A 24,203-nucleotide genomic window follows, 5' to 3' on the forward strand; every position below is an offset into this window, starting at 1 on the left:
TCTCGGCCAACCCCGCTGACCTTCCTGATCACGGCGACAAGTTGCGACAATAAAGCGATGGACGCCGTTCGATCGGCTTGCCATCTGTACGTGATGGTACGGTCCCGCATACTCACGGCGCTTCTCGTTTCGACACCGCTCGCGGCATGTTCGGTCGGGCCTGACTATCGCCCCGCTGCCCCGTCCGAACTGGGCGTGCCGGACGCCTATTCCGTCCCCGCGAACAGCCGGAACGCGACGGACATCTCGGCCTGGTGGACCGGTTTCGACGATCCGCTGCTCGCCCGCATCGTCGAGCAGGCGCGCGCCAACAATCTCGATATCGCGCAGGCCGTCGCGCGGCTGCGTCAGGCGCGCGAAAGCCTCGTTCAGTCGCGGGCGCAATTGCTGCCCTCCGTATCGGGGTCAGCCGGCTATACGCGCGCGATCGATTTCACCGGGGCGAGTACGGTGACGTTGCCCGACGGCACGGTAACGACGATCTCGCGCGGGTCGGGCGACAGCTTCTCGGTCGGCGGAAATGCGTCCTACCAACTGGGGCTGTTCGGCGAGGTGCGCCGCACGGTCGAGGCGACGTCCGCGCAATATGCCGCGTCCGGCTACGACCTCGCGACGGTGCAGATTTCGGCGGAAAGCGAGGCGGCGCGAAACTACGTCCTCGCCCGCCTGTATCAGGCGCAACTGGCGAACGCGCGCAATTCGCTGGCGATCCAGGACGACAATCTGGAGATTGCCGGCTTCCGCGTACAGGCGGGTCTAGTGTCTTCGCTGGACGCCGAACAGGCGCGCTCGCAGCGCGCGCAGACCGCCGCGACGATCCCGACGATCGAACAGAATTACAACACGGCCGTCTCGCGGATCGGCGTGCTGACGGGGCAGGCGCCGGGCGCGCTGAAGGAGGAAATGGCGGCGGCGCGGGCGATCCCGACCGGGCCGGCGGACGTCGCGGTCGGCATCCCCGCCGACACGCTGCGCAATCGCCCCGATGTCCGCGCGGCCGAACGCAACCTTGCCGCCGCGACCGCGCAGATCGGCGTGGCGAAGGCGGCGCTCTATCCCGCGCTCGCGATCAGCGGTTCGGTCAGCACCAATGCGACCGCGGTGGGCAATCTGTTCGAACAGGTTACGGGGCAATTGTTCGCCGGGCTGACACAAGCGATCTTCAACGGCGGGCGATTGCGCGCGCAGGTGCGGTCGAACGAGGCGGCGGCGGATGCGGCGTTCGCGGCCTATAAAGGCACCGTGCTGACCGGGCTCGAGGATGTCGAGAATGCCGTTGTTGCGCTGGATTCCGCAAAGCGCCGCGCCGCCGAATTCGCCATCGCGCTGGATGCGGCCAACACCTCCGCGATCCTGTCGCGCAGCCAGTACCGGGCAGGCCTGACCGATTTCACCACGCTGAACACGACCGAGGCGAGCCTGCTGACGGCGCGGAACGGCCTGTCGCAGGCGCAGTCCGATCGCGCGCAGGCGCTGATCCAATTGTATCTCGCGCTCGGCGGAGGCTGGGATGCCGCCGCCGGTGCGCCGCAAGCCCCCCCAAGGGATGTTTCGAATGGCCGATAGTAACATCGACGATTTCCTCGGCACGAAGCCGGTGCCGGCGTGGCGCAAATATCTGAAATGGGTCGCAGTGTTAGTCGGCGTCGTGCTGCTCGCTTTCCTCCTGAAAAGCTGTTTCGGCGGCAGCGATGCGGTCCAGTATTCGACCGACAAGGTCACGCGCGGATCGTTCCAGGTGACGGTCTCGGCGACCGGAAAGCTCGCGCCGACCAACCAGGTGGATGTCGGCTCCGAGCTGTCCGGTCTGGTCACCAAGGTGGTGGTCGACGTCAACGACCGCGTGACCGCGGGGCAGCCGCTCGCATTGGTCGATCCCGCGCGGTTCCAGGATACGGTGAACCAGAGCAAGGCGGCGCTCGCGGCAAACGTCGCCGCCGTGCAGCAGGCGCAGGCGACGCTGTCGCAGGCGGATGCGACGCTCGCGCGCTTCCGCGAAGTCAGCCGCCTGTCGAACGGCCGCGTCCCCGCCAAGACCGAACTGGACACCGCGATCGCGGAACGCGCGCGCGGCGTGGCGAACCTCCGCGCGGCGCAGGCCAACGTGCAGGCCGCACGCGCGACCCTGTCCTCCAACGAGACGCAGTTGCTGCGCACCGTCATCCGGTCGCCCGTCAACGGCGTGGTGCTGGCGCGCCAGATCGAACCGGGCCAGACCGTCGCGGCATCGTTCAGCACGCCCACCCTGTTCGTCATCGCGCAGGACCTGTCGGCGATGAAGCTGGAAGTCGCGATCGACGAGGCGGATGTCGGCACGGTGCGCGAGGGACAGGCGGCGACCTTCACCGTCGATGCCTTTCCCGGCAAGACGTTCCCGGCGAAGATCACGCGCGTCGATCTCGGCTCGAATTTGAGCGCGCAAAGCTCGACCGCGACGACGACGACCACGGCGACCAACACCGTCGTCTCCTATGCCGCGACGTTGAGCGTCGCCAATGCGGACCAGCAATTGCGCCCCGGCATGACGGCGACAGCCGATATCGTCACCACCGCGAAGAGCAATGTGCTGCTGGTCCCGAACGCCGCGCTCCGCTTCAAGCCGGTCGATCCGGCGGCGGGTGCGTCGGGCAGTGGCGGGGGCATTGCCGGATCGCTGACCTTCCGTCCACGGCGTGGCGGTCAGGAACGCACCGCCAAGGTCGGCCGCGGCGCGACGCAGACCGTCTATATCAAGGATGCGGCGGGCAAGCCCAAGGCGATCAACGTCGTCACCGGCGAAACCAACGGATCGCTGACCGAAGTCACCGGCGGCGATCTGAAACCGGGCATGGACGTCATCACCGGCCAGCTTGCGAGCGGTGGCGACGCCAAGCCCGGTGCGGGCGGTGGACGCCGATCCGCCGGTGGCGGCGCGGGCGGCGGTCAGCGCAGTGGCAACTGACGCCGCCCCCTCTTCAGGCACCGCCGACGCCACGCCGATCATCCGGCTACGCGGCGTGACCAAGACGTACGGCCAGGGCGCGACCGCGTTCCAAGCGCTGAAGGGGGTCGATCTGGACATCCAGTCGGGCGATTTCGTCGCGGTGATGGGGGCCAGCGGATCGGGCAAGTCGACGACGATGAACATCCTCGGCTGTCTCGACGTGCCGACCGGCGGGACGTTCGAGTTTCGCGGCCATCATGTCGAGGATCTCGACCGCGACCAGCGCGCGCTGTTGCGCCGCAAATATCTCGGCTTCGTGTTCCAGGGGTTCAACCTGCTCGCCCGCACTTCCGCGCTGGAGAATGTCGAGCTGCCCCTGCTGTATCGCGGCGATGCGAAGCAGGCGCGGCGCGACGCGGCGATGGCCGCACTCGACAAGGTCGGGTTGAAGCAGTGGTGGGATCACACGCCCGCCGAACTGTCCGGCGGTCAGCAGCAGCGCGTCGCCATCGCCCGCGCGATCGTCACCTCTCCGCAGGTGCTTCTTGCCGACGAACCGACCGGCAATCTGGATTCCGAACGCTCGGTCGAGATCATGCAATTGCTGACCGATCTCAACCGCGAGAACGGCATAACCGTGCTGATGGTGACGCATGAACCCGAAATGGCCGCGTTCGCGCGCACCGTGGTTCACTTCAAGGACGGTCTGGTCGAACGGATCGAGGCGCAGCACCGCCAGGGCGAAGAGGTGGAAGCGTGAGCGGGCTTCTTCTTCTTTCTTCTACTCCCCTCCCGCTCGCGGGAGGGGCCGGGGAGGGGCGTCGCGTGCTACCACACCGTCGCTTGCCCTCTGCGCGTTCCTCCCCCCGACCCCTCCCGCAAGCGGGAGGGGGGAAGAAAGCTGATGTTCGGCACCACGCTCACCCTCGCCTTGCGGTCGATCATGCGGCACAAATTGCGCTCGGTGCTCACCGCGCTCGGCATCATCATCGGCGTCGCGGCGGTGGTGACGATGGTCACTCTGGGTCGCGCTACGACCAAGGCGGTGCAATCCTCCATCTCATCGCTCGGCAGCAACATCCTGCAGGTGCGCCCGGGGCAAGGCTTCGGCCGCGGCGGCGGCGGGCCGCGCCCGTCCGACTTCAAGCCCGAGGATGCGGAGGCGATCCGCGAACAGATTGCCGGCGTCAGCGCGGTCGCACCGCAGGCGCAGGCGACCACCACCGCCATCTATGACGGCGCGAACTGGTCGACCACGATCAACGGCACCACCTCCGCCTATTTCCAGGTCCAGCCCTGGCCATTGACCGCCGGACGCAGCTTCATGCCGGCGGAGGAACAGGCGGGCAAATCGGTCTGCATCATCGGCAGCACCGTCAGCCAGAACCTGTTCCGCGGCGGTCAGGCGGTCGGGCGGCGCATCCGTCTGGGGTCGGTGTCGTGCGATGTGATCGGCACCCTGTCGACGCGCGGGCAGGCCGGGTTCGGCGGCGATCAGGACGACGTCGTGATCATGCCGATCAAGACCGTGCAACGCCGCTTCACCGGCAATCGCGATATCCGGCTGATGCTGGTCGGAGTCGATCCTGCGTATTCGACCGCGACGGTGCAGGCCGCGATCACCGACCCTGCTGCGCGAACGGCGCAACATCACGGGGTCGAAGGATGACGACTTCAACATCTTCGATACCAAGCAGATTTCGGATACGCTGAGCAGCACGACGACCCTGCTGACCAGCATCGTCACCGCGGTGGCGGCGATCAGCCTGATCGTTGGCGGGATCGGCATCATGAACATCATGCTGGTATCGGTGACGGAGCGCACGCGAGAGATCGGCATCCGCCTCGCGATCGGCGCCGTCGCGCGCGAGGTGCTGTTGCAGTTCCTCGTCGAGGCGGTGGCGCTGTCGTGCCTCGGCGGGCTGATCGGGCTGGTGCTGGCACAGGTCGCGATCATCAGCCTCGTCCCGCTGATCAAGGTCGAATATATCTTCGTCCCCGAAATCAACCTGCTCGCCTTCGGGATCTCCGCGGTGATCGGCGTAGTCTTCGGCTATTTCCCCGCCCGCCGCGCCGCGGGACTGAACCCGATCGACGCGCTCCGGCACGAATAGGGAAGGTCCGTTCGCGCAGAGGCGCTGAGAACGCGGAGAAGAACAAGAACCGAAAGCGGCAGCTTTCCTAAAATCCTTCTTCGCGCCTTCGCGCCTTCGCGTGAAAACCTTTTTCTCGCTCAGCATGGTTAACGCCCAGAAGTTTTGTTCTCGCGAAGGCGCGAAGACGCGAAGAATAAAAGGGAAGGTAAGCTTCGCGTCCTCTCTCCCTCTCTGCGCCCTCCGCGCCTCTGCGCGAACCAACCTTCTTCCTCACGCCAAGGCCCGCAACCGCTCCAGATCCTCCGGCCGGTCGATATCCAGCAACTCATGCGCCGCCGCCACGACATGCTTGCCCCCCGCGATCATCGCCCGCGCGCCCTCATCGCCTTCCAGCCCGAGCAACGCGTCGAACCGCCCCGCGCCGAACAGCGCAGGCGGGCAGGGCTTCGTCCCGTCACTGGAGGCAACCACCGCGTCCGGCCCGTCCGCGCCGTCCAGCAGGCGGTAGACGTGCGTCGCGGTGACGCGCGGCATGTCCGCCAGCGCGATCAGCACCGCTTCCGCTCCGCCCGCCCGCGCGCTCGCGACGCCCAGTTTCACCGAATTGGACATGCCGATCTCGGGCCGCTCGTTATGGATCACGCGGTATCCGCGCGCCGCGAAATCCATCATCGTGCCGTTCTGCACGACGATCCGCTCGCGAAACGGCACCGCCTCCAGCGCGGTCACGACGTGGAAGGCGAGCGGCTTGCCCAGGAAATCCTCGGTCAGCTTGTCGCGCGCCCCGAACCGCTCGGATCGCCCCGCCGCAAGCAGGATCAGGACAACGCGCTCCGCCGGAATCATGCGTTCGCCGACAGCATCGCGGGCGCGGGCTGCTTGACGCCCTCCCGCGCATTGAACGCAGCGACCATCGCGGCGGCGATCGACAGCGCGATCTCGGCCGGGCCGATCGCACCGATATCCAGCCCCACCGGTCCGTCGATCCGGTCGATCCGGTCCTCGCTCACCCCCGCCGCCGCCAGCCGTTCGCGCCGCGCGGCATGGCTGCGACGCGACCCCAAGGCGCCGACATAGGCCGCGTCGGTCGCCAAAGCGGCGATCAGCGCGGGATCGTCGATCTTCGTATCATGGCTCAGCGTGACGACCGCCGTGGACGGGCCGGGCGCATAGGCGGCAACCGCCTCGTCCGGCCAGCGATCGTCCAGCGTGATGCCCGGAAACCGTTCCTCCGTCAGGAAACGCGCGCGCGGATCGATCACCACCGTCGCGATGCCCAGTTCGCGCGCCAACCCGGCAAGCGACTGCGCGATCTGCACCGCGCCGACGATCAGCAGGCGGCGCGGCGGATCGTAGCGGTTGACGAACACGGCCCCCTGCATCGGCCGCAAAGAGCTCGCGCCCGTATCCAGATCGGTCGTCACGGACAGCGCCTTGCCCGCATCGCGCGCCTGCGCCAGCGCGGCGAACAGTTCCGGGTCGAACCCTTCCGCCGATACCGGCTGCACCATCACGGCGATCTCGCCACCGCAGGGCAGGCCGACCTCCCACGCGGCGGCATCCTCCACGCCGTACGTCTTCACGGCGAACGGCGCGCCCGCGATGACGTCGGCGGCGGTGGCGAGGATGTCGCTTTCCACGCAGCCGCCCGACACGGACCCTTCGAACCGGCCATCGGCGTGGACGATCATATGGCTGCCGCGCGGGCGTGGCGCGGATCCCCATGTGCTGACGACCGTCGCGATCGCCATCGGCTGGCCCTGCCACGCGGCGGCCGCGTTCAGCACGGAATCGTTATCGGCCATCGTCATCCTCGGTCAGGCGGGAAACCATATCGCAAGCCCCACCTATGGGGCATCACGACGCGATACTGTCATCACGGCGATGCATCGTCGCGCATTATGGCATATGGCGCAGTAACGCGCTGGTTGGAGATCGTTTCCGCATGACGCACTTTAAGACGCTGCCGCGCAAGGCCTTGCTGCTCGCGGCCGCCGCCCTTGCCGTCGCCGCCGTCGCGGCGCACGGACAGGCGGGTACGAAGGACCAGGTGATGACCAGACAGATGCCGCTCTCCCCCGTCATCGTGATCGCGCATCGCGGGGTCAGCGGCCTGCGGCCCGAACATACGATCGCCGCCTATACGCTGGCGATCGAACAGGGCGCGGACTTCATCGAACCCGATCTGGTGCTGACGAAGGACGACGTGTTCGTCGCGCGGCACGAAAACGACATCACCGAGACCAGCGACGTCGCCGCGCATCCCGAATTCGCCGCGCGCAAGACGACCAAGGTGATCGACGGCGAAAAGCATGTCGGCTGGTTTACCGAGGATTTCACGCTCGCCGAACTGAAGACGTTGCGCGCAAAGGAACGCCTGCCGCTGCTGCGCCCCGACAATACGAAATTCGACGGCCAGTTCGACATTCCGACGCTGGCCGAGATCATCGCGCTGGCGAAGAAGCATTCGGTCGGCGGGCGCGTCGTCGGGATCTATCCCGAGACCAAGCATCCCAGCTATTTCGCCGGGATCGGCCACCCGATGGAGGCGCGACTGGTGCGCGAACTGAAGGCGGCGGGCTGGGACGATGCGAAGGCGCCGGTGTTCATCCAGTCGTTCGAGGTGAACAATCTGAAGGCGCTGCACGGCATGACCACTATCCGCCTGATCCAGTTGATGGACAAGAAGGGCGCACCCGCGGACGGCGGCGTGCCCAGCTATGCGGCGATGACCACGGCGGAGGGTTTCCGGGCGGTCGCCGCCTATGCTTACGGCGTCGGGCCGAACAAGGACATGGTCGACACCGCCTTCGTCGCGAACGCGCATGCCGTTGGCTTACGCGTCCATCCCTGGACGTTCCGGGCGGAGAATTACTTCCTGCCCGCATCCTTGTGGTCCGGCGTCAATCCGCGCGCGCACGGCCGTCTTCCCGACGAAATCCGGAAGTATATCGACATGGGCGTGGACGGTTTCTTCACCGATTTCACCGCAATCGGGGTAGAGGCCCGCGCCGCATCACGATCGGATCAATGACCATGCGCAAGATCATCCTCGTCGCCATGTTGCCCCTCCTGTCGGGCGGCTGCGTGCGCACCGTCGCCAGCGTCGTGACCGCGCCGGTGCGCGTCGTCGGCAAGGGCGTCGACTGGGCCACCACCAGCCAGAGCGAAGCGGACCGCAACTACGGAAAGAAGATGCGCAAGGCCGAGGAACGCGAAGGCAAGGAGCGGCGCGAATGGGAAAAGAAGTGCCGTAAAAATCCCGACGGGTGCGGGCCGTATGACGGGTTCCGCGCAAGCGACGAGCGCCTCTAAAGTGCGATGACGTTCAAAAGACCCGTTCGTGCTGAGCCTGTCGAAGCACCTGTCCCGGGCTGCCCGCCCTTCGACAAGCTCAGGACGAACGGTAGAGATGGATCGACCTTAGGTCTCCTGCTCTAAACGCCGCCTATGTCCTACACATGCCGGTTTGTGCTAGGCGGCAAGCCACGGGCAACCCCCGATCTTTGACATGACCCGAACGTGATCTGACGCGCCGCGACGGTGGCCGGCGAAACACCCGATACCGTGTGACCTTGTGTGAACTTCGGCCTGGCCCGCCGCTACCGCACCCCGTCCAGCACGCCCGCCACCGCTTCCAGCACTTCGGCGCGCATCTGGACCCACAAATGGCTGCTGCGGACCTCGATCGCGCGGCAGCCGGGTTCGTTCTCGACGCGACAGATCATGCCGTTGACCAGTCCATCGCTGCGGCTCCAGATCGCGGTGGCCGGGACGGGCAGGGGGGCAAGGACTTCCGCGCGGTGCCGCACGACGGTATCCGCATCCACCTTCTCGCCGCTGACGAACTCGAACACCCGCCACACATTGGTAGCATGCGGATGGCCCGCATAAGGCGAACTGATCGTGATGACCTCGCGCACCGCATCCGTCACGCGGTGCGCCGCCAGCCGCGCCATGATCCCGCCCAGGCTGACGCCGATCAGCGTCACTTGCTCCCCCGTCTCCGCATGCAGGCGGCGGATCCGCTCGAACAGCATCTCGCCCTCCGCGCCGATCGCCTTGCCGCCGAAGTTACGTCCCAGTCCCCAGCCCTCGGCGCGATAGCCAAGCGCATTCAGATAGCGCCGCAGCACCACGTTCGACCGGTCCGAATTTACCAGCCCGGGCAACAGCATCACCGGTCGCCCGTCACCGCGCGGCATCGCCATCAACCGTCGGCGCGCGGCGATCAGCTGCGGCACGCCGGCAAAGGCACGTGGCAGTTCCATCGCCCAAAGCAGTTTGGACGGCGGTAAAAGCGAGAGATCGGACGGCGCACCCGTTTCCTGCGGCATGGTGCCTGTGATATGGCATTTCGATGACCGACGATACGCATGTTCTGGACAGCCCCCGGCGGGCGCCACCACCGACTGGACGATCCCGCAGGATTGGTCCCATTACACCGCCGAGGATCATGCGACCTGGGACACGTTGTTCGAACGGCAGGCCAAGCTGCTGCCCGGTCGCGCCTCCAATGCCTGGCTGCGCGGGCTGGACGTGCTCAAGCTCAGCAAGCCCGGCATTCCCGATTTCGAGGAATTGAGCGAACGGCTGATGAAGCTGACCGGCTGGCAGGTCGTCGCCGTGCCCGGGCTGGTGCCCGACGACGTGTTCTTCGATCACATGGCCAATCGCCGCTTCGTCGCCGGCAACTTCATCCGCCGGCCCGATCAGCTCGATTATCTGCAGGAACCGGACGTGTTCCATGACGTGTTCGGCCACGTACCCATGCTCGCCGATCCGGTCTTCGCGGACTATCTCGCCGCTTATGGCCGCGGCGGTCAGCGGGCGCTGGGGCTGGATGCGCTCAAATATCTCGGCCGCCTGTACTGGTATACCGTCGAATTCGGCCTGATCGCGGAGCCGGAGGGCCTGCGCATCTACGGGTCGGGCATCGTCTCCAGCTTCGCCGAAAGCCGCTTCGCGCTGGACGATCCCAGCCCCAACCGCATCGTCCTCGACCTGGCCCGGGTGATGCGTACCGAATATCGGATCGACGATTTCCAGCAGAACTATTTCGTCATCCCCAGCTTCGACGAACTGCTGCGCCTGACCGTCGAAACCGATTTCGCCCCGCTATACGAGGAATTGAAGGCCCAGCCGGATATCCCGGTCGCGCAGATCGAGCCGGGCGACGAAGTGATCACCCATGGCACGCAGGACTATGCGAACGGCAAGGCTGTTGGGTGAAATCTATTGAAGCTGTACCGTTAAGCGTACATATTACGTTTTGGCAGCGGAGACGGCGGATGCAGGTGGTGAACTATACGGACGCCAGGGCCAATCTAAAGGACGTTATGGACCGTGTGGTCGATGACCATGAGGAGGTCATCGTAACGCGGAAGAACGGCAAGCCGGTCGTGATGATGTCGCTGGATGAATGGAATTCCATCCGGGAAACGATGTACCTCATTTCCACGCCGGCCAATGCCGGCGCGCTGCGTGCCTCGATCGCCCAGCTCGATGCCGGGGGTGGCACAGAGCGGACGCTGATCGAACCTTGAAGCTCGTCTTCTCGGATCTCGCCTGGGACCAATATCGATATTGGATCGATGCCGATCCGAAGGTCTTCGCGAAATTGAACGCGCTGATCGTGGAAACCCGACGAACGCCGTTCAAGGGAACCGGCAAACCCGAACCGCTGAAAGGCGATCTGGCGGGCTGGTGGTCACGCCGTATCACCCGGGCGGATCGCCTGGTCTATCGTGTGTCCGGCAAGTCCCCCGATCAGCAACTCGAGATCGCGCAATGCCGCTTCCATTACTGATCTAGGCAGGCGATTGAATCAGATATCCAGCGCCCAGCCGTCTCGCCCCTTGGGATCGAACGGCCTGCTCGGCATGTAGCGTTCGGCCCCCGCGGCCAGCCGCAGGATCGTCCAGTCGCCGCGACGGTCGACCGCATCCAGCGTCACGCCACACTCGGCAAAGGCATCGACCACCGCCTGCCGCTGTGTCTCCAGCAGCCCGGCGAGGACGATCACCGCGTTCGGGCCGGAAATTGCGGCAAGTTCCGGCGCCATCGACACCAGCGGCCCGGCCAGGATGTTGGCGATGACCAGATCGTACGGTGCGCGCGCCGTGATCGCATCGTCCAGCGCACCGTCGGCCGTGACCAGTGCGATGCCCGGAACGCCGTTCTCCACCGCATTCTCACGGGTAACCTCGACCGCGGCGGGGTCGATATCGGTCGCGATGATCGCGGCATCCGGCCACAGATGCGCGGCGGCGAAGGCGAGCAGACCCGTGCCGGTGCCGACATCGATGACGTTGGCGAACGTGCGATCCGCCAGCCCGTCGAGCATCGCAAGGCATCCGCTGGTCGTCGCGTGATGCCCCGTCCCGAAGGCGTTGCCCGCGTCGATCAGGAACGCGCGGCCGCCGGGCGGCGGATCGACCGGATGCGCGCTGGTATGCACGACGAAGCGCCCCTCGCAGATCGGCTCCAGCCCGGCCTGGCTCATCGCGACCCAGTCGGCGGGCGTCAGCGCCTCGACCTGCGGCGCGATATCGGCGGCGCTCGGGACCAGCGCCTTCAACGCGGCGATCATATCCGGACCCGGCTCATGCTCGGTATAAGCGTCGAGCCGCCACGTCTCGACATCGTCCTCAACGGTCTCGGTCGTCATGATGACCGCATCGATCGCAAGATCGTCCGCCGCGTCGATCGCCTCCGCCTCGGCACGGGTGCAGGGCAGGGTGGTCTTCCAGCTGTCGATGATGTCAGCGGACATAGCTTGCTCCGTTCACGTCGATCACGCCGCCGGTCATCGATGGCGGAGCCTCCAGCGCCAGAAACCGCGCCGCGATGGCCACCTCTTCGGGCTGCGCGACGCGACCCAGCGGGATGTCGGCGAGCAATTTGTCGCCGCCGCGGCTCTCCAGATAATCCTCGGCCATCCCCGTCATCGTGAAACCGGGGCAGATCGCGAAGGCGAGGATGTTCTGCGCGGCATATCCCCGGGCGATGCTCTTCGTCATCGCGACCATCCCCGCCTTGGACGCGGCATAATGCCAGTGCGCCGGCGAATCGCCGCGATAGGCGGCGCGGCTCGCGATGTTGACGATCCGCCCGCCCTTGCCGCCCGCACGCTGCTGGAAATGCGCCACGGCGAGGCGGCACAGTTCGGCGCTGGCGGTCAGGTTGATGCGCATCGTCCGCTCCCAATCCGCGACCCATTCGTCATGCGGACGGTCGACCGGATTGGCTTCGAAGACGCCGGCATTGTTGATCAACACGTCGATCCGGCCGTCCAGCCGATCGAGCGCCTCAGTCCACAGCGCTTGTGGCGCGCCGGGTTGGGCGAAGTCGGCCGGGATACCGCTCGCGGTACCGTGGCCGATCACGCGGATGTCGGGACGATCGAGCGCCTCGGCGATCGCCGCACCGATGCCGCGGCTGCTGCCGGTCAGGAGAATATGGATCATCTCGCCTCCCTATCCGTTCGTGGGGTGCCTCGTCACCCCCGACGCGTTCGGAACGGCGGATCGGCCTTACATCGCGGCGTCTTGCGAGAAACGGTCGGCGGCGCCTTTCAGCGTCTCCAGCCGCTCGTTCACTTCGGCGAAGTCGTGTTCCAGCGTATCGATCTCGGATGCGACGCTTTCCGTGTCCTCGCGAATGGCCGCGATCGTATTGGACATGGAATCGGCGGCAAGCGCGGTTTCGTCCACCGCGGCGGTGATCGCGGTGACGGTCTGTGCCTGCGCCTCCATCGCGTATCGAATCCGCGTCGCGCTCTCCTGAACTTCGGTGACGGTCGCCTTGATGCTGGCATTGGTTTCGACGGTCGACCGGGTGGCGGACTGGATCGCGGCGATCTTCGCGGCGATGTCGTCCGTCGCCCGCGCCGTCTGGTTGGCCAGGCTCTTCACTTCCTGCGCGACGACGGCAAAGCCACGTCCCGCATCGCCGGCGCGTGCCGCCTCGATCGTGGCGTTCAGCGCGAGCAGGTTGGTCTGTCCGGCAATGTCGCGGATCAGGCCCAGGATCGATTCGATCGATTTCGCATGGTCGGAAAGCGCTTCGGACATGCCGACTGCGTCCTGTGCCTGCCCGGCGGCGCGCGTGGCGATGCTGGTGGCCGCCTCCACTTCGCGGCGGGCATCCTCGATCGCGCTGATCAGCCCGGCGGAAGTCTGCGCCGCTTCGCGCATCGCGACGGCGGATTGTTCGGCGGCGGCGGCGACTTCGGAGGTCTTGCCCAGCATGCCGCGCGTCGAGGCCGACGTGCCACGGGCCTGCCCGCGAATGCGCGTGCCGAGTGTTGCGGTCCCCTCGATCGATTGCGCGATGCTTTCGCTGAAGCGGTTCGACTGCTCGCGTCGTGCCTCCTGACTTCGTTCTGCGTCGCACTTGCCAAGATGCGTTGCCATCACCTCGGATTCGACCAGTGCCATGCGCTGGATAGCCTTGGCGATCCTGCGCCGGCGATCGTAATCGTCCCCGATCTTTCCGGCGATGATCTGGAGCGTGCGATCATGCGCATAGCTGAGCGATGATAGCAGGGCGGGCAGGGGCGCGCCCGTTTCATATGCTTCTTTGGCGTGGCCGCACGCCAGCGCGATCCAGCGCTCGCCAAACGGATCCTGATATTTCAGTCGGGTATATTCCGCGCTTTGCGCACAACGCTTCAGCCGCTGCCCCTCGTTGAAAAACGGGCGGAGGTGTTCGGTCATCGGCAGGGCGATGTAATAGTCCCAGAAGGCCGTCGCGATCGCGTCTTCGGACCCGGCGATCAATTCCGAAATATCGGCGCAACCGGGGCGGATGCAATCGTCCCAGTCATAAATGCCGACGCGGTCCGCCGGGGATCGGGCGGCGCCGCTCCAACCGGCAGGATTGGGTATAGACCCGGATTTTTGCATTCCCATCATCCTATATCACCGGACTCGGGCAGCTTTACGCAGCAACCTTCGTCACGAATTCCCCGGCGCTGTTCTTCAGCGTACCGAGCCGTCCCTCGAGCGAATCGAAGCCCTGGCCGACCAGATCGATCTCCGACGCGACGCTTTCGGTATCCTCGCGGATCGCGGCGATCGTATTGGACATCGAGTCGGCAGCGAGTGCGGTCTCGTCCACCGCGGCGGTGATGGCAGTGACGGTCTGCGCTTGTGCTTCCATCGCGAAGCGAATGCGGTTCGCGCTTTCCTGCACCTCGGTGACCGTCGCCTTGATGCTGGCGTTGGTCTCGACGGTCGACCGGGTGGCGGATTGGATGGCAGCGATCTTCGCCGCGATATCGTCGGTTGCTCGTGCCGTCTGGTTGGCCAGGCTCTTCACTTCCTGCGCGACGACGGCAAAGCCGCGTCCTGCGTCCCCGGCGCGTGCCGCCTCGATCGTCGCGTTCAGCGCGAGCAGGTTCGTCTGTCCGGCGATGTCGCGGATCAGGCCCAGGATCGACTCGATCGATTTCGCATGGTCCGACAGCGCTTCGGACATGCCGACAGCGACGCCCGCTTGGGTGGAGGCGCGGGTAGCGATTTCGCGAGCGGCCTCCACTTCGGTCCGGGCGTCCTCGATCGCGCGGATCAGGCCGGCGGCGGTGTGTGCCGCCTCGCGCATCGCGACCGCGGATTGTTCGGCGGCCGCGGCGACTTCGGATGTCTTGCCCAGCATGCCGCGGGCGGAGTTGGAGGTGCGCAGCGATTGCCCCCGCAGGACCGCGCTTTCCTCGGTCGCGTCCTCGACCATCCGGGCGATGCCTTCGCGGAAGTCGCCGGCCAGCGCGTCTCGCTCGCGGCGTGCGGTATGCTGGCTGAACGCGCTGTAGATCTCGACGGTGATCTCACCCTCCAGCGCGGACAGGCGCATCAGCGTGTCGATCATCACGGGCAGCGCCGGATCGTCGAACTTGCACCGCTTCAACAGGATTTCGAGCGCTGCGCGATCGCTGGCGCAGGTCATCGACAGCAGCGCCATCGTCGATACGCCGGCGGCATACCCCGATGCGGTGGACCGTTCCATGGATTCGATCCACGCGACGCCCGTCACGTCGCAGAAGCGGTTGCGAAGATAGGATACGCCCAGTTCGAGCATCTTGGCTTCCTCGTGCGCATGCCATTCGCGCGCACCGGGGCTGGCCCGCTTCCACTGGTCCCAGAACGCCTTCGCCACGGCGGTCGCATCCGGCTCGATGATGGCCCAGACGTTGCGAGCGGCTTCGGCCAGCGTGCTGTCGAAGTCGAAGGCACGAAGTCGCGCCCTAATATCTATGGTCGCCGCGATCGATCCGGGTACGGGCATATCGGTGATGACCAAGGGTTGAAACTCCATTGTGAACGCGACCGGGCCGCTTTTTCGAGCGGCATGGGTCGTGGCTAACGCGATTTGGTTAAGGGGCCGTTAGGACCGTGATGCGCGTGTCGGGATAGAAGGGCACATCCGCGCGTTGGATCGGTTGTGCACTGCAACGCTTGCATCGCACGGTACGCCGACTAATACGGCGCCATGCCCGTCCTTGGGCCCGCATGAGGACTAGCCCCTTGGCCACCAAAGCTTCGAACCGACCCATTTCGCCGCATCTGATGCACGTCAAATGGCCGATCAACATGGTCGTATCGATCATCCACCGCGCCCTGGGCAGCGGAATGGCGACGGTCGGCGCGACATTGCTGGTCTGGTGGCTCGCGGCGCTCGCGACGGGCCCCGAAGCGTATGCGGTGTTCGTCGACGTGTTCACCTATGCCGATGGCCGGTTGAACGCGCTCGGCTATCTGATCGGGATCGGGCTGACCTGGTCGCTGTTCCAGCACATGGCGAGCGGCATCCGCCACTTCTTCCTGGACGTCGGCGCGAATTACGAACTGAAGAGCAACCGGATGAGCGCGTGGCTGACCTTCGCCGCGTCCGCCACCGCGACGATCCTGTTCTGGGCATATCTGATGATGGGGAAGCTCTGATGGGCACGGGTACCGAACTCGGTCGCGTTCGCGGCCTGGGCAGCGCCAAGGAAGGCGCGCATCACTGGTGGCACCAGCGCCTGACCGCGGGCAGCAACCTGTTCCTGATGCTGTGGTTCATGATCGCGGTCGCACGCTTGAACGCCTATGACTACGAAACCGTCCGCCTGTGGGTCTCCTCCGCCTGGGTCGCGGTGCCGCTGGTGCTGCTGATCGGGTCGATCTGCTATCACTTCCGGCTCGGCCTTCAGGTCGTGATCGAGGATTACCAGCACGGGTCGCAGCGCGTGATCCTGATGGTCCTGCTCAACTTCTTCACCGCCGCCGTCGCCGCGGCCGCGATCTTCTCGATCCTCCGGATCGCTTTCACCGGGGTGCCAAAGTAATGGCTGAAGCCTATAAGATCATCGACCATGTCTACGACGCCGTCGTCGTTGGTGCCGGCGGATCCGGCCTGCGCGCGACGATGGGCATCGCCGAAAGCGGGCTGAAGACGGCCTGCATCACCAAGGTGTTCCCGACGCGCAGCCACACCGTCGCCGCACAGGGCGGCATCGCGGCCAGCCTGGGCAACAACTCGCCCGATCACTGGACGTGGCACATGTTCGATACCGTCAAGGGATCGGACTGGCTGGGCGACCAGGACGCGATCGAATATATGGTGCGCGAGGCACCGGCCGCGGTTTACGAACTCGAACATGCCGGCGTGCCGTTCAGCCGCAATCCGGAAGGCACGATCTACCAGCGTCCGTTCGGCGGGCACATGCAGAATATGGGTGAAGGCCCTCCGGTCCAGCGTACCTGCGCCGCCGCCGATCGTACCGGCCATGCGATGCTGCACGCTTTGTACCAGCAGAGCCTGAAGTATGACGCCGACTTCTACGTCGAATATTTTGCGCTCGACCTGATCATGGAAAACGGCAAGTGCCGCGGCGTCATCGCCCTGTGCATGGAAGACGGATCGATCCACCGCTTTCGCAGCCATGCCGTCGTTCTGGCGACCGGTGGCGGCGGGCGCGTGTACCAGTCGGCAACGTCGGCGCACACCTGCACCGGAGACGGCAACGGCATGGTACTGCGCGCGGGCCTGCCGCTGCAGGACATGGAATTCGTCCAGTTCCACCCGACCGGCATCTACGGCGCGGGCGTCCTCATCACCGAGGGTGCGCGCGGCGAGGGCGGATACCTGACCAATTCCGAGGGCGAGCGCTTCATGGAGCGCTACGCTCCGTCGGCCAAGGATCTGGCATCGCGCGACGTGGTCGCGCGCTCGATGGCCGCGGAAATGCGCGAGGGGCGCGGCGTCGGCAAGGACAAGGACCATATCTACCTGCACCTCGATCATATCGATCCGAAGGTGTTGCACGAACGCCTGCCCGGCATCACCGAAACGGGCAAGATCTTCGCCAATGTCGATCTGACGCGCCAGCCGCTGCCGGTCACGCCGACCGTGCACTACAATATGGGCGGCATCCCGACCAACTTCCACGGCGAAGTCGTGCAGTTGAAGGATGGCGATCCGGACTCGGTCGTCCCCGGCCTGTTCGCGGTGGGCGAAGCGGCCTGCGTCTCGGTCCACGGCGCCAACCGCCTGGGCTCGAACTCGCTGATCGATCTGGTGGTGTTCGGCCGCGCGACCGGCCTGCGCCTGAAGGACACGTTGAAGCCCAACACCCCGCACAATCCGCTGCCGAAGGACTCGGCGGATCTCGCGCTGGAACGGCTCGACCATTTCCGCAACGCGAAGGGCGGTACGCCGACCGCGCGGATCCGTGCGGAGATGCAGAAGACTATGCAGAAGCATTGCGCCGTGTTCCGCGACACCGCGTTGCTCGACGAAGGCGTCACCAAGATGGACGCGATCTACAAGAGCATGGAGGATGTCGGAATCCAGGATCGCTCGTTGATCTGGAACACCGATCTGGTCGAGACGATGGAACTCGACAATCTCATCGGCCAGGGTGTCGTGACGATCAAGGGCGCCGCCAACCGAAAGGAATCGCGCGGCGCACACATGCACGAGGATTTCCCGGATCGCGACGACGCCAACTGGATGAAGCACACCACGGCGACTTTCGACGGTTGGGGCGGCAAGGGCGGTACGACGACGCTCGGCTTCCGCCCGGTCCACGAATATACGCTGACCGACGAGGTCGAGTATATCAAGCCGAAGAAGCGGGTTTACTGATTCTGGCGATGGCGCCCTGCGAGGGGCCTCACATCTCCACCGTCATGCGCAAGCCGCCGACCAGCAGCGGCTTGCGCGCGCGCTCGCCCGCCGGATGCAGCACGATCTGAAAGTCGGGCTGGACGAGCAGATGCCGGTGGACGCGGTCCGAATAGGTGATTTCGAACGCCGTTTCCGCGCCGACGGTATCGATCCCCGCGTCCGACCGGTTGGCGCGATAGCGGCGCGATAGATAGGCCTGGTTCAATCCGATCGAAACCGTGCTGTCCGCGCGCCCGGCAAAGGTGCGCTGCATCGACAGCCCGGCCTGCCACCCGCCGCTGAACGACGTTGTCTTGCCATCGGAAACGCCGATCCGCGCGAAGGCCGCGACCGCCCGCCCGGAGTCCGACGCGATCAGCGGCAGTTCGCCCAAAAGGTAAGCCCCGTGCGCTTTGCGGGGGACCGGACGCCCGTCGCCGTCCACATCGCGCACGTCGTCCTGCCGCCGCGTATACGTCCATGCACCGACCGCGATCTTGCCACCGCGCTCCAGCCCCGCCTCCCCGATCAGCAGTGCGCCATCGTCGAACGTCAGATTCACTCCCTGTGCGTCGCCGATCGTACCCGCATTGGCGTTCAGCACCGCGATACGCCCATAGCCGGAATTGCCGATGCGGCGGTCGACGCGTACCGACAAGGCCGTGGACGGAAAGATCGAAAGCCCGTTCGGCCCGGTCGCCGCAATTTCTGATCCGACCCCGAACGCCGGTGCGATCAGCAGACTGGCGGCTTCATTGGAATAGAATTCGCTGTTCAGATCGTACAGGCCGGCCCGCACGGTCGTGCGGTCCCCGATCCTCTGTTCGATCCACGCCTCCAGCAGGCGCAGGCGCTGGCTGCCGACCTCGATATTGTCGATGCCCTGAAGCGTCTCCGCGCGGTTGTTCGGATTGCCGCCGAGATTGTTGAGCACGTGGATATGACCGGTCATTCCGCCGATACCGATCAGCCGGTCCAGGTCGATCGTCGCCGTCAGGCTCAGATTGTCGAGACCGTATATCTGCTCCCCCGCGCCTTTCTCCGAAATGGCGACACCGTCCAGTTGATAGGTCGCCTGAACGTCGATTGTGGGCGTCTCGACCTGTGCCGCGGCATCGGCACCCATTGCGAACGGCATCGCGGAGACGACCGAACACAATAAGCGAGTGTTTTTCATGGCCGTCCCTCGCGCATCCCCTGCAATCATAGGCAGGGTCCTCCGCAGCCGGTCGTTACAGGATCAAAATGATTCCGGTGCGGTCGCTCTTCCCGCACGCCCGTGCCCGCGCCAGTTCTATGCGGTACCGACGGGAACCGGCGTTCCGGGACATATCGCGCGATATGCCCCAGCGGCGTTGACACTCCTCCGTGCGCGATCAAAGATCGTGCGGGACGGGGGTGAAGATGGGCCGGAATGCGTTTGTGGCGAAATGGCTGCTCGGCCTCGCCGTGCTGCTCGCGGCCGGCGCGGCGGCGCAGCGCTATCAGCCTGCCGAACATACGCAGGGGCCTCCGTTCTTCGGCAACATAACGCCGGATCAGGCGGCGATCCTGTCCGACATGGGGCTGACGTCGGAACGGGATCGCGATCCGGCCTGGACCTTGGCCGAACATCGCCGCCTCGATCGCACGCTCTCCGCCGTGCAGCCCCAACGCAAGGGCGTCGTCGATGCCTATGTCGTTGCGGTCGCGCTGGACAGCGATCCGGTATTCGGCCGCGAGGCGCGGGAGGCGGGCAAGGTCCTGTCGCGCCGCTACGACGCCGCCGGTCGTACGATCGTCCTCGCCGGAACCGACGGAAGCGCCGACAGCACGCTGCCCCGCGGCGCCCCAGAGAATATCGCCGCCGCCCTCGCGCGCGTCGCTGAGGTGATGGACAAATCCGAGGACGTGCTGATCCTCTACACGACCAGCCACGGTGCCCCAATGGGCATCGTCTATAATGACGGCGATCACGGATACGGCATGATCTCGCCGCAGCGTCTGTGGACGATGCTCGGGCAGCTCGGCATCGCGCGGCGCATGGTGCTGGTCAGCGCCTGTTATTCCGGGGTGTTCGTTCCGTTGCTGTCCAACGTCGACAGCGTGGTCATCACCGCCTCGTCCGACGACCGCACGTCGTTCGGTTGCCAGGCGGACAGCGACTGGACCTTCTTCGGCGACGCGCTGATCAACCACGCGCTGCGCAAGCCGCAGGACATCACGGCCGCGGGCACCGAGGCGACCCGCCTGATCGGCGAATGGGAAGCGCGCGGCAACCTGACGCCCTCACGGCCGCAAGTCTCGATCGGGGCCAACACCGCCCTGTGGCTGGACGCGCTGGACCGGCGTCGGCCGAAGGACGTGACCGCGCCGGTGGGGAAGCCGGCTGTGTCTTTGCTGGAGGGGAGGTAAGGCCCACCCGACTCCGTTCGTGCTGAGCCTAAGCCCAGCCGTTCGTGCCGAGCCCAACCTCAGCCGGTCGTGCTGAGCCTAACCCCATCCGTTCATGCTGAGCCCAAATCCGGCCGTTCGTGCCGAGCCTAACCCCAGCCGTTCGTGCTGAGCCTGTCGAAGCACCTGCCCGCTCTACCCGCCCTTCGACAAGCTCAGGACGAACGGGTGGGAGTGGGTTCGTCCGCTGGCCGGCGCTCCTGCGTCCCACCGGTGGCGGACGGTATCCCTATCTCCGTTCGTTTCGAGCGAAGTCGAGAAACAGCCATCGGGACCGAGCCGGAGTTTATCGACCACGCTCGAAACGAACGGTTGGAGAGAGGCGTCGCGCATCACCGTCGTCGCTCACCCGAACCACGCTTTCTTTCCCGTCCCCCGGAACCTCGCTGCGCTGCAACAGTTCCCAGCCGCATGTCCAAAGAAACACGCTATCCGCTTCTCGCCAAGCCACATATCCGCCTGTCCGGGCCGGTGGACCAGTTCATGTACACCAGCTTCCGACAGCAGCTGGACGAATGTCCCGACAGTGGCACGATCGTCATCGCACTCACCACCCTCGGCGGCGATCCGGAGGTCGCGCGGACGATGGCGGACGATATCCGCTTGCTGGAAGATCATGACGGACGCGAGATCCTGTTCCTTGGCAAGGTCGCGGTCTATTCGGCGGGCGCGACGTTCATGGCGGCGTTCCCCGTCGATCGGCGGTTCCTGACGCGGCACACGAGACTGATGATCCACGAGCGCACGATCCAGAAGACGATCAACCTCAACGGTCCGCTGCGGATGGTCGTCGCGTCGATCAAGGCGGCGTTGCACGAGGTCGAGCATTCGATCCTGATCGAGGAGGAAGGCTTCCGCGCGATCGTGAAGGACAGCCAGGTCGATTTCGAGGACCTGCGCGAGAAGGCGCCGAGCAACTGGTATATCGAGGCAGAGGAAGCCCGCGATCTGGGCCTTGTACTCGACGTCATCTGAGCCCACGTGGCACTAAGCGGGGTTGCGCTGCGCCTGCGAAAGGCATAGCCGAACCGCAACACGCGATCCGCCAAGGGACCAGATCAGATGGCCGAGTTTGCCCTGCCGAAGAACAGTCAAATCACGAAGAAGGGCGCGCGGGTCCATAAAGCGCCTGCGGACGCGAAATCGATCAAGAACTTCAAGGTCTATCGGTACGACCCAGATAGCGGTGAGAATCCGCGCTACGACACGTTCGAGATCGATACCGAGAATTGCGGCCCGATGGTGCTCGACGCGCTGATCAAGATGAAGTCCGAACAGGATTCGTCGCTCACCTTCCGCCGCTCGTGCCGTGAGGGTATCTGCGGTTCGTGCTCGATGAACATCGACGGTCGCAACGGGCTCGCCTGCACGACGGCGATCGAGGACGTGAAGGGCGACGTGACGATTACGCCGCTGCCGCACATGGAAGTGATCAAGGATCTCGTTCCGGATTTCACGCACTTCTACGCGCAATATTCCTCGATCAAGCCGTGGTTGCAGACCGTCACGCCGCCGCCCTCGGGCAAGGAGCGCCTGCAATCGCCGGAGGACCGCGAGAAGCTGGACGGCCTGTACGAATGCATCCTGTGCGCATGCTGCTCGACGTCGTGCCCCAGCTATTGGTGGAACAGCGACAAGTTCCTCGGCCCGGCGATCCTGTTGCAGGCCTATCGCTGGCTCGCCGACAGCCGTGACGAAATGACCGGGGATCGTCTGGACGAGCTGGAGGATCCGTTCCGCCTGTATCGCTGCCACACGATCATGAACTGCGCGAACGTCTGCCCCAAGGGGTTGAACCCGGCCAAGGCGATTGCCGAGATCAAGAAGATGGAAGTCGAACGGGTCGTCTGATCTTGTCGGCTGATAGTTCGTTGCGGGCCGGGCCGGACTTCGCGGCCCGGTCGCCATCGCGTCGTAAACGCGCTCGCAGCGAAGGGTCCTCGAATGCCTGACGCCCCGGCACCCGCCTTCACTTACGAAGACGAACCGACAGAACCCGGCTGGAAGAACTGGCGGTTCCGCGATCCCACCCGGTTCAACGGCTTCCTGGAACCGCTGCTGGTCCGCGTGGAGGACGGTGTTGCGCGCGTGCGGATGCATCCGCTGCACCAGCATTCGAACATGCGTAATCAGGTGCATGGCGGCGCGCTGCTGGGGTTCATGGATGTCGCGCTGTTTGCGGCTGCCCGCGGGCTGGGCGTACTCGCGGCGGGCGGTGCGGTGACGCTCGACCTGTCGGCGCAATTCATCGGCGGCGGGAAGATCGGCGTGCCGCTGGAGGCGCGGGTCGAACTCTTGCGCGAAACGAAGCGCATGCTCTTCCTTCGCGGCCTGATCGTTCAGGAGGACGTCGGCACCATCGCCGGGTTCAGCGGTACGTTGCGGAAATCGACGCCACCGACTCTGCCGTGATTATCAGCATCCGGGGGATGATGCATGACTAAGGTTCTCGCCCGTTATAACGCGCTGATCGCGTCCGGCGAACTCAAGCCCGATCCCGAGCAGGCCGCCGCCGCCGACCGGCTGGATGCGCTGGCGACCGCGTTGCAGGCGACGCCGAAGCGCGGCAGCCTGTTGTGGAAAGTGCTCGGCAAGACGCCGGAACCGCCGCGCGGCCTGTACATGTGGGGCGGGGTCGGGCGCGGCAAATCCATGCTGATGGACCTGTTTTTCGGGTGCCTGGACATCAACCGCAAGCGCCGCGTGCATTTCGGCGAATTCATGCTGGAGGTTCACCAGCGCATCGCGGCCGAGCGCGCCAAGGAACTGGGCGATCCGATCCCGCCCGTCGCGGCGGGGCTGGCGGAGGAGGCGCGTTTGCTGGCCTTCGACGAGATGATGGTGACGAACAGCCCGGACGCGATGATCCTGTCGCGGCTGTTCACCGAATTGATGGCGCGCGGCGTGACGGTCGTCACGACGTCGAATCGCGCCCCGTCCGATCTTTACAAGAACGGGCTCAACCGCGAACATTTCCTGCCTTTCATCGCGTTGCTGGAAAGCCGGCTCGACGTGCTGACGTTGAACGGACCGGTCGATTACCGGCGCGATCGCCTGGGCAACCAGCCGACCTGGCTCGTCCCCAACGGGCCGGAGGCGACGCGGCAATTGTCCGACGCGTTTTTCCGCCTGACCGATTTTCCGGTCGAGGATCGCGAGCATGTGCCGAGCGAAGATCTCGTCGTCCAGGGGCGCACCTTGCATGTGCCCAAGAGCTTGAAGGGCGTCGCGGTCTTCAGCTTTAAACGCTTGTGCGAAAGCAATCGCGGCACGGCGGACTATCTCGCCATCGCGCGCAAGTTTCACACCGTGATCCTCGTCGGCGTCCCCAAACTGGGTCCTGAGAAACGCAACGAGGCCGCGCGTTTCGTGAGTCTGATCGACGCGCTCTATGAATATAAGGTCAAATTGCTCGCCGCCGCGGACGCCGAACCCGACCAGCTTTATGAAACGGGCGACGGCCGGTTCGAATTCGACCGCACGGTCAGTCGCTTGGAGGAAATGCGGTCGGAAGAGTATCTCGCCGCTGGACATGGCGTTATTGCAACTGCGAACTAATCGCAATAACTATGTTGGATTAGCGGTTGCCCCCTCCGCCC

General features: G+C 65.4%; 23 protein-coding genes and 2 pseudogenes. 17 read left to right on the forward strand and 8 right to left on the reverse strand.

Translation table 11 applies throughout. The annotated features are described in order from the left end of the window. Positions 1-93 precede the first annotated feature (93 nt). From H5J25_RS03550 to H5J25_RS03565, 4 genes and pseudogenes are all read left to right on the forward strand, one after another. Entirely contained in the window at positions 94-1,566 is a 1,473-nt protein-coding gene (locus H5J25_RS03550) for an efflux transporter outer membrane subunit (protein ID WP_202094778.1), read from the forward strand. Next, entirely contained in the window at positions 1,556-2,941 is a 1,386-nt protein-coding gene (locus tag H5J25_RS03555) for an efflux RND transporter periplasmic adaptor subunit (protein ID WP_202094779.1), read from the forward strand. Before H5J25_RS03550 ends, H5J25_RS03555 begins: the two co-directional genes overlap by 11 nt. Next, on the forward strand, positions 2,931-3,683 hold the full coding sequence (locus H5J25_RS03560) for an ABC transporter ATP-binding protein (protein WP_202095966.1): 753 nt from the start codon (positions 2,931-2,933) through the stop codon (positions 3,681-3,683). The genes H5J25_RS03555 and H5J25_RS03560 overlap by 11 nt, the downstream gene beginning before the upstream one ends. Positions 3,684-3,827: 144 nt before the next feature. Further along, positions 3,828-5,037 (forward strand): annotated as a pseudogene (locus tag H5J25_RS03565) (ABC transporter permease). Between the two features lie 252 nt (positions 5,038-5,289). Here H5J25_RS03565 and H5J25_RS03570 read toward each other — a convergent pair. Then, positions 5,290-5,865 (reverse strand): nucleotidyltransferase family protein, encoded by a 576-nt coding sequence (locus H5J25_RS03570; protein ID WP_202094780.1) that lies wholly within the window; start codon positions 5,863-5,865, stop codon positions 5,290-5,292. Further along, on the reverse strand, positions 5,862-6,824 hold the full coding sequence (locus H5J25_RS03575; protein WP_202094781.1) for an XdhC family protein: 963 nt from the start codon (positions 6,822-6,824) through the stop codon (positions 5,862-5,864). The genes H5J25_RS03570 and H5J25_RS03575 overlap by 4 nt, the downstream gene beginning before the upstream one ends. Before the next feature lie 140 nt (positions 6,825-6,964). Between H5J25_RS03575 and H5J25_RS03580 the strand changes: the two genes are divergently transcribed. Together H5J25_RS03580 and H5J25_RS03585 are read left to right on the forward strand one after the other, a co-directional pair. Then, entirely contained in the window at positions 6,965-8,053 is a 1,089-nt protein-coding gene (locus tag H5J25_RS03580; RefSeq protein WP_404829570.1) for a glycerophosphodiester phosphodiesterase, read from the forward strand. Positions 8,054-8,055: 2 nt separating this feature from the next. After that, positions 8,056-8,334, forward strand: coding sequence for a hypothetical protein (locus tag H5J25_RS03585; protein WP_202094782.1), 279 nt, complete (start codon positions 8,056-8,058; stop codon positions 8,332-8,334). A gap of 287 nt (positions 8,335-8,621) precedes the next feature. On the opposite strand, the gene H5J25_RS03590 is transcribed toward H5J25_RS03585, so the two are convergent. Continuing rightward, positions 8,622-9,356: an esterase/lipase family protein gene (locus H5J25_RS03590; RefSeq protein ID WP_202094783.1), complete on the reverse strand. Its 735-nt coding sequence runs from the start codon at positions 9,354-9,356 to the stop codon at positions 8,622-8,624. A gap of 23 nt (positions 9,357-9,379) precedes the next feature. Here H5J25_RS03590 and phhA point away from each other — a divergent pair. The 3 genes and pseudogenes from phhA (at position 9,380) to H5J25_RS03605 (ending at position 10,828) form a co-directional block, all read left to right on the forward strand. Next, positions 9,380-10,251 (forward strand): annotated as a pseudogene (gene phhA, locus H5J25_RS03595) (phenylalanine 4-monooxygenase). A gap of 59 nt (positions 10,252-10,310) precedes the next feature. Further along, positions 10,311-10,565, forward strand: a complete 255-nt coding sequence (locus H5J25_RS03600; RefSeq protein WP_202094785.1) for a type II toxin-antitoxin system Phd/YefM family antitoxin — start codon at positions 10,311-10,313, stop codon at positions 10,563-10,565. Beyond that, complete coding sequence (locus tag H5J25_RS03605; RefSeq protein WP_202094786.1) at positions 10,562-10,828, forward strand: Txe/YoeB family addiction module toxin; 267 nt, start codon at positions 10,562-10,564, stop codon at positions 10,826-10,828. Before H5J25_RS03600 ends, H5J25_RS03605 begins: the two co-directional genes overlap by 4 nt. A gap of 18 nt (positions 10,829-10,846) precedes the next feature. Here the strand turns inward: H5J25_RS03605 and H5J25_RS03610 are convergent, their stop codons facing one another. From H5J25_RS03610 to H5J25_RS03625, 4 genes are all read right to left on the reverse strand, one after another. Then, on the reverse strand, positions 10,847-11,794 hold the full coding sequence (locus H5J25_RS03610; protein WP_202094787.1) for a 50S ribosomal protein L11 methyltransferase: 948 nt from the start codon (positions 11,792-11,794) through the stop codon (positions 10,847-10,849). Beyond that, positions 11,784-12,488: an SDR family NAD(P)-dependent oxidoreductase gene (locus H5J25_RS03615; RefSeq protein WP_202094788.1), complete on the reverse strand. Its 705-nt coding sequence runs from the start codon at positions 12,486-12,488 to the stop codon at positions 11,784-11,786. The genes H5J25_RS03610 and H5J25_RS03615 overlap by 11 nt, the downstream gene beginning before the upstream one ends. Positions 12,489-12,554: 66 nt before the next feature. After that, on the reverse strand, positions 12,555-13,928 hold the full coding sequence (locus tag H5J25_RS03620) for a methyl-accepting chemotaxis protein (RefSeq protein ID WP_202094789.1): 1,374 nt from the start codon (positions 13,926-13,928) through the stop codon (positions 12,555-12,557). A 34-nt stretch (positions 13,929-13,962) separates the two neighbouring features. Further along, positions 13,963-15,306, reverse strand: coding sequence for a methyl-accepting chemotaxis protein (locus H5J25_RS03625; RefSeq protein ID WP_202095970.1), 1,344 nt, complete (start codon positions 15,304-15,306; stop codon positions 13,963-13,965). Positions 15,307-15,530: 224 nt separating this feature from the next. On the opposite strand from H5J25_RS03625, the gene sdhC reads away from it, so the two are divergent. From sdhC to sdhA, 3 genes are read left to right on the forward strand one after another with little or no spacing between them, the layout of a single operon-like run. After that, on the forward strand, positions 15,531-15,962 hold the full coding sequence (sdhC, locus tag H5J25_RS03630; RefSeq protein ID WP_202094790.1) for a succinate dehydrogenase, cytochrome b556 subunit: 432 nt from the start codon (positions 15,531-15,533) through the stop codon (positions 15,960-15,962). After that, positions 15,962-16,348, forward strand: coding sequence for a succinate dehydrogenase, hydrophobic membrane anchor protein (sdhD, locus tag H5J25_RS03635; protein ID WP_202094791.1), 387 nt, complete (start codon positions 15,962-15,964; stop codon positions 16,346-16,348). Before sdhC ends, sdhD begins: the two co-directional genes overlap by 1 nt. Beyond that, positions 16,348-18,150 (forward strand): succinate dehydrogenase flavoprotein subunit, encoded by a 1,803-nt coding sequence (sdhA, locus tag H5J25_RS03640; protein ID WP_202094792.1) that lies wholly within the window; start codon positions 16,348-16,350, stop codon positions 18,148-18,150. Before sdhD ends, sdhA begins: the two co-directional genes overlap by 1 nt. 28 nt (positions 18,151-18,178) lie before the next feature. Here the strand turns inward: sdhA and H5J25_RS03645 are convergent, their stop codons facing one another. Continuing rightward, on the reverse strand, positions 18,179-19,348 hold the full coding sequence (locus H5J25_RS03645; protein ID WP_202094793.1) for a carbohydrate porin: 1,170 nt from the start codon (positions 19,346-19,348) through the stop codon (positions 18,179-18,181). A gap of 191 nt (positions 19,349-19,539) precedes the next feature. Here H5J25_RS03645 and H5J25_RS03650 point away from each other — a divergent pair, with 191 nt between their 5' ends. From H5J25_RS03650 to zapE, 5 genes are all read left to right on the forward strand, one after another. After that, complete coding sequence (locus H5J25_RS03650) at positions 19,540-20,565, forward strand: C13 family peptidase (protein WP_225883327.1); 1,026 nt, start codon at positions 19,540-19,542, stop codon at positions 20,563-20,565. Between the two features lie 450 nt (positions 20,566-21,015). Then, positions 21,016-21,579 carry a ClpP family protease gene (locus H5J25_RS03655; protein WP_202094795.1) on the forward strand — a complete coding sequence of 188 codons (564 nt, stop codon included), beginning with the start codon at positions 21,016-21,018 and terminating at the stop codon, positions 21,577-21,579. An 87-nt stretch (positions 21,580-21,666) separates the two neighbouring features. Then, positions 21,667-22,455 carry a succinate dehydrogenase iron-sulfur subunit gene (locus H5J25_RS03660; protein WP_202094796.1) on the forward strand — a complete coding sequence of 263 codons (789 nt, stop codon included), beginning with the start codon at positions 21,667-21,669 and terminating at the stop codon, positions 22,453-22,455. A gap of 93 nt (positions 22,456-22,548) precedes the next feature. Continuing rightward, positions 22,549-23,016: a PaaI family thioesterase gene (locus tag H5J25_RS03665; protein ID WP_202094797.1), complete on the forward strand. Its 468-nt coding sequence runs from the start codon at positions 22,549-22,551 to the stop codon at positions 23,014-23,016. 24 nt (positions 23,017-23,040) lie between these two features. Next, entirely contained in the window at positions 23,041-24,162 is a 1,122-nt protein-coding gene (gene zapE / locus H5J25_RS03670) for a cell division protein ZapE (RefSeq protein ID WP_202094798.1), read from the forward strand. The last annotated feature ends 41 nt before the right edge of the window (positions 24,163-24,203 follow it).

The sequence above is a fragment of the Sphingomonas aliaeris genome, assembly GCF_016743815.1.
In the GTDB taxonomy this organism is placed as follows: Bacteria; Pseudomonadota; Alphaproteobacteria; order Sphingomonadales; family Sphingomonadaceae; genus Sphingomonas; species Sphingomonas aliaeris.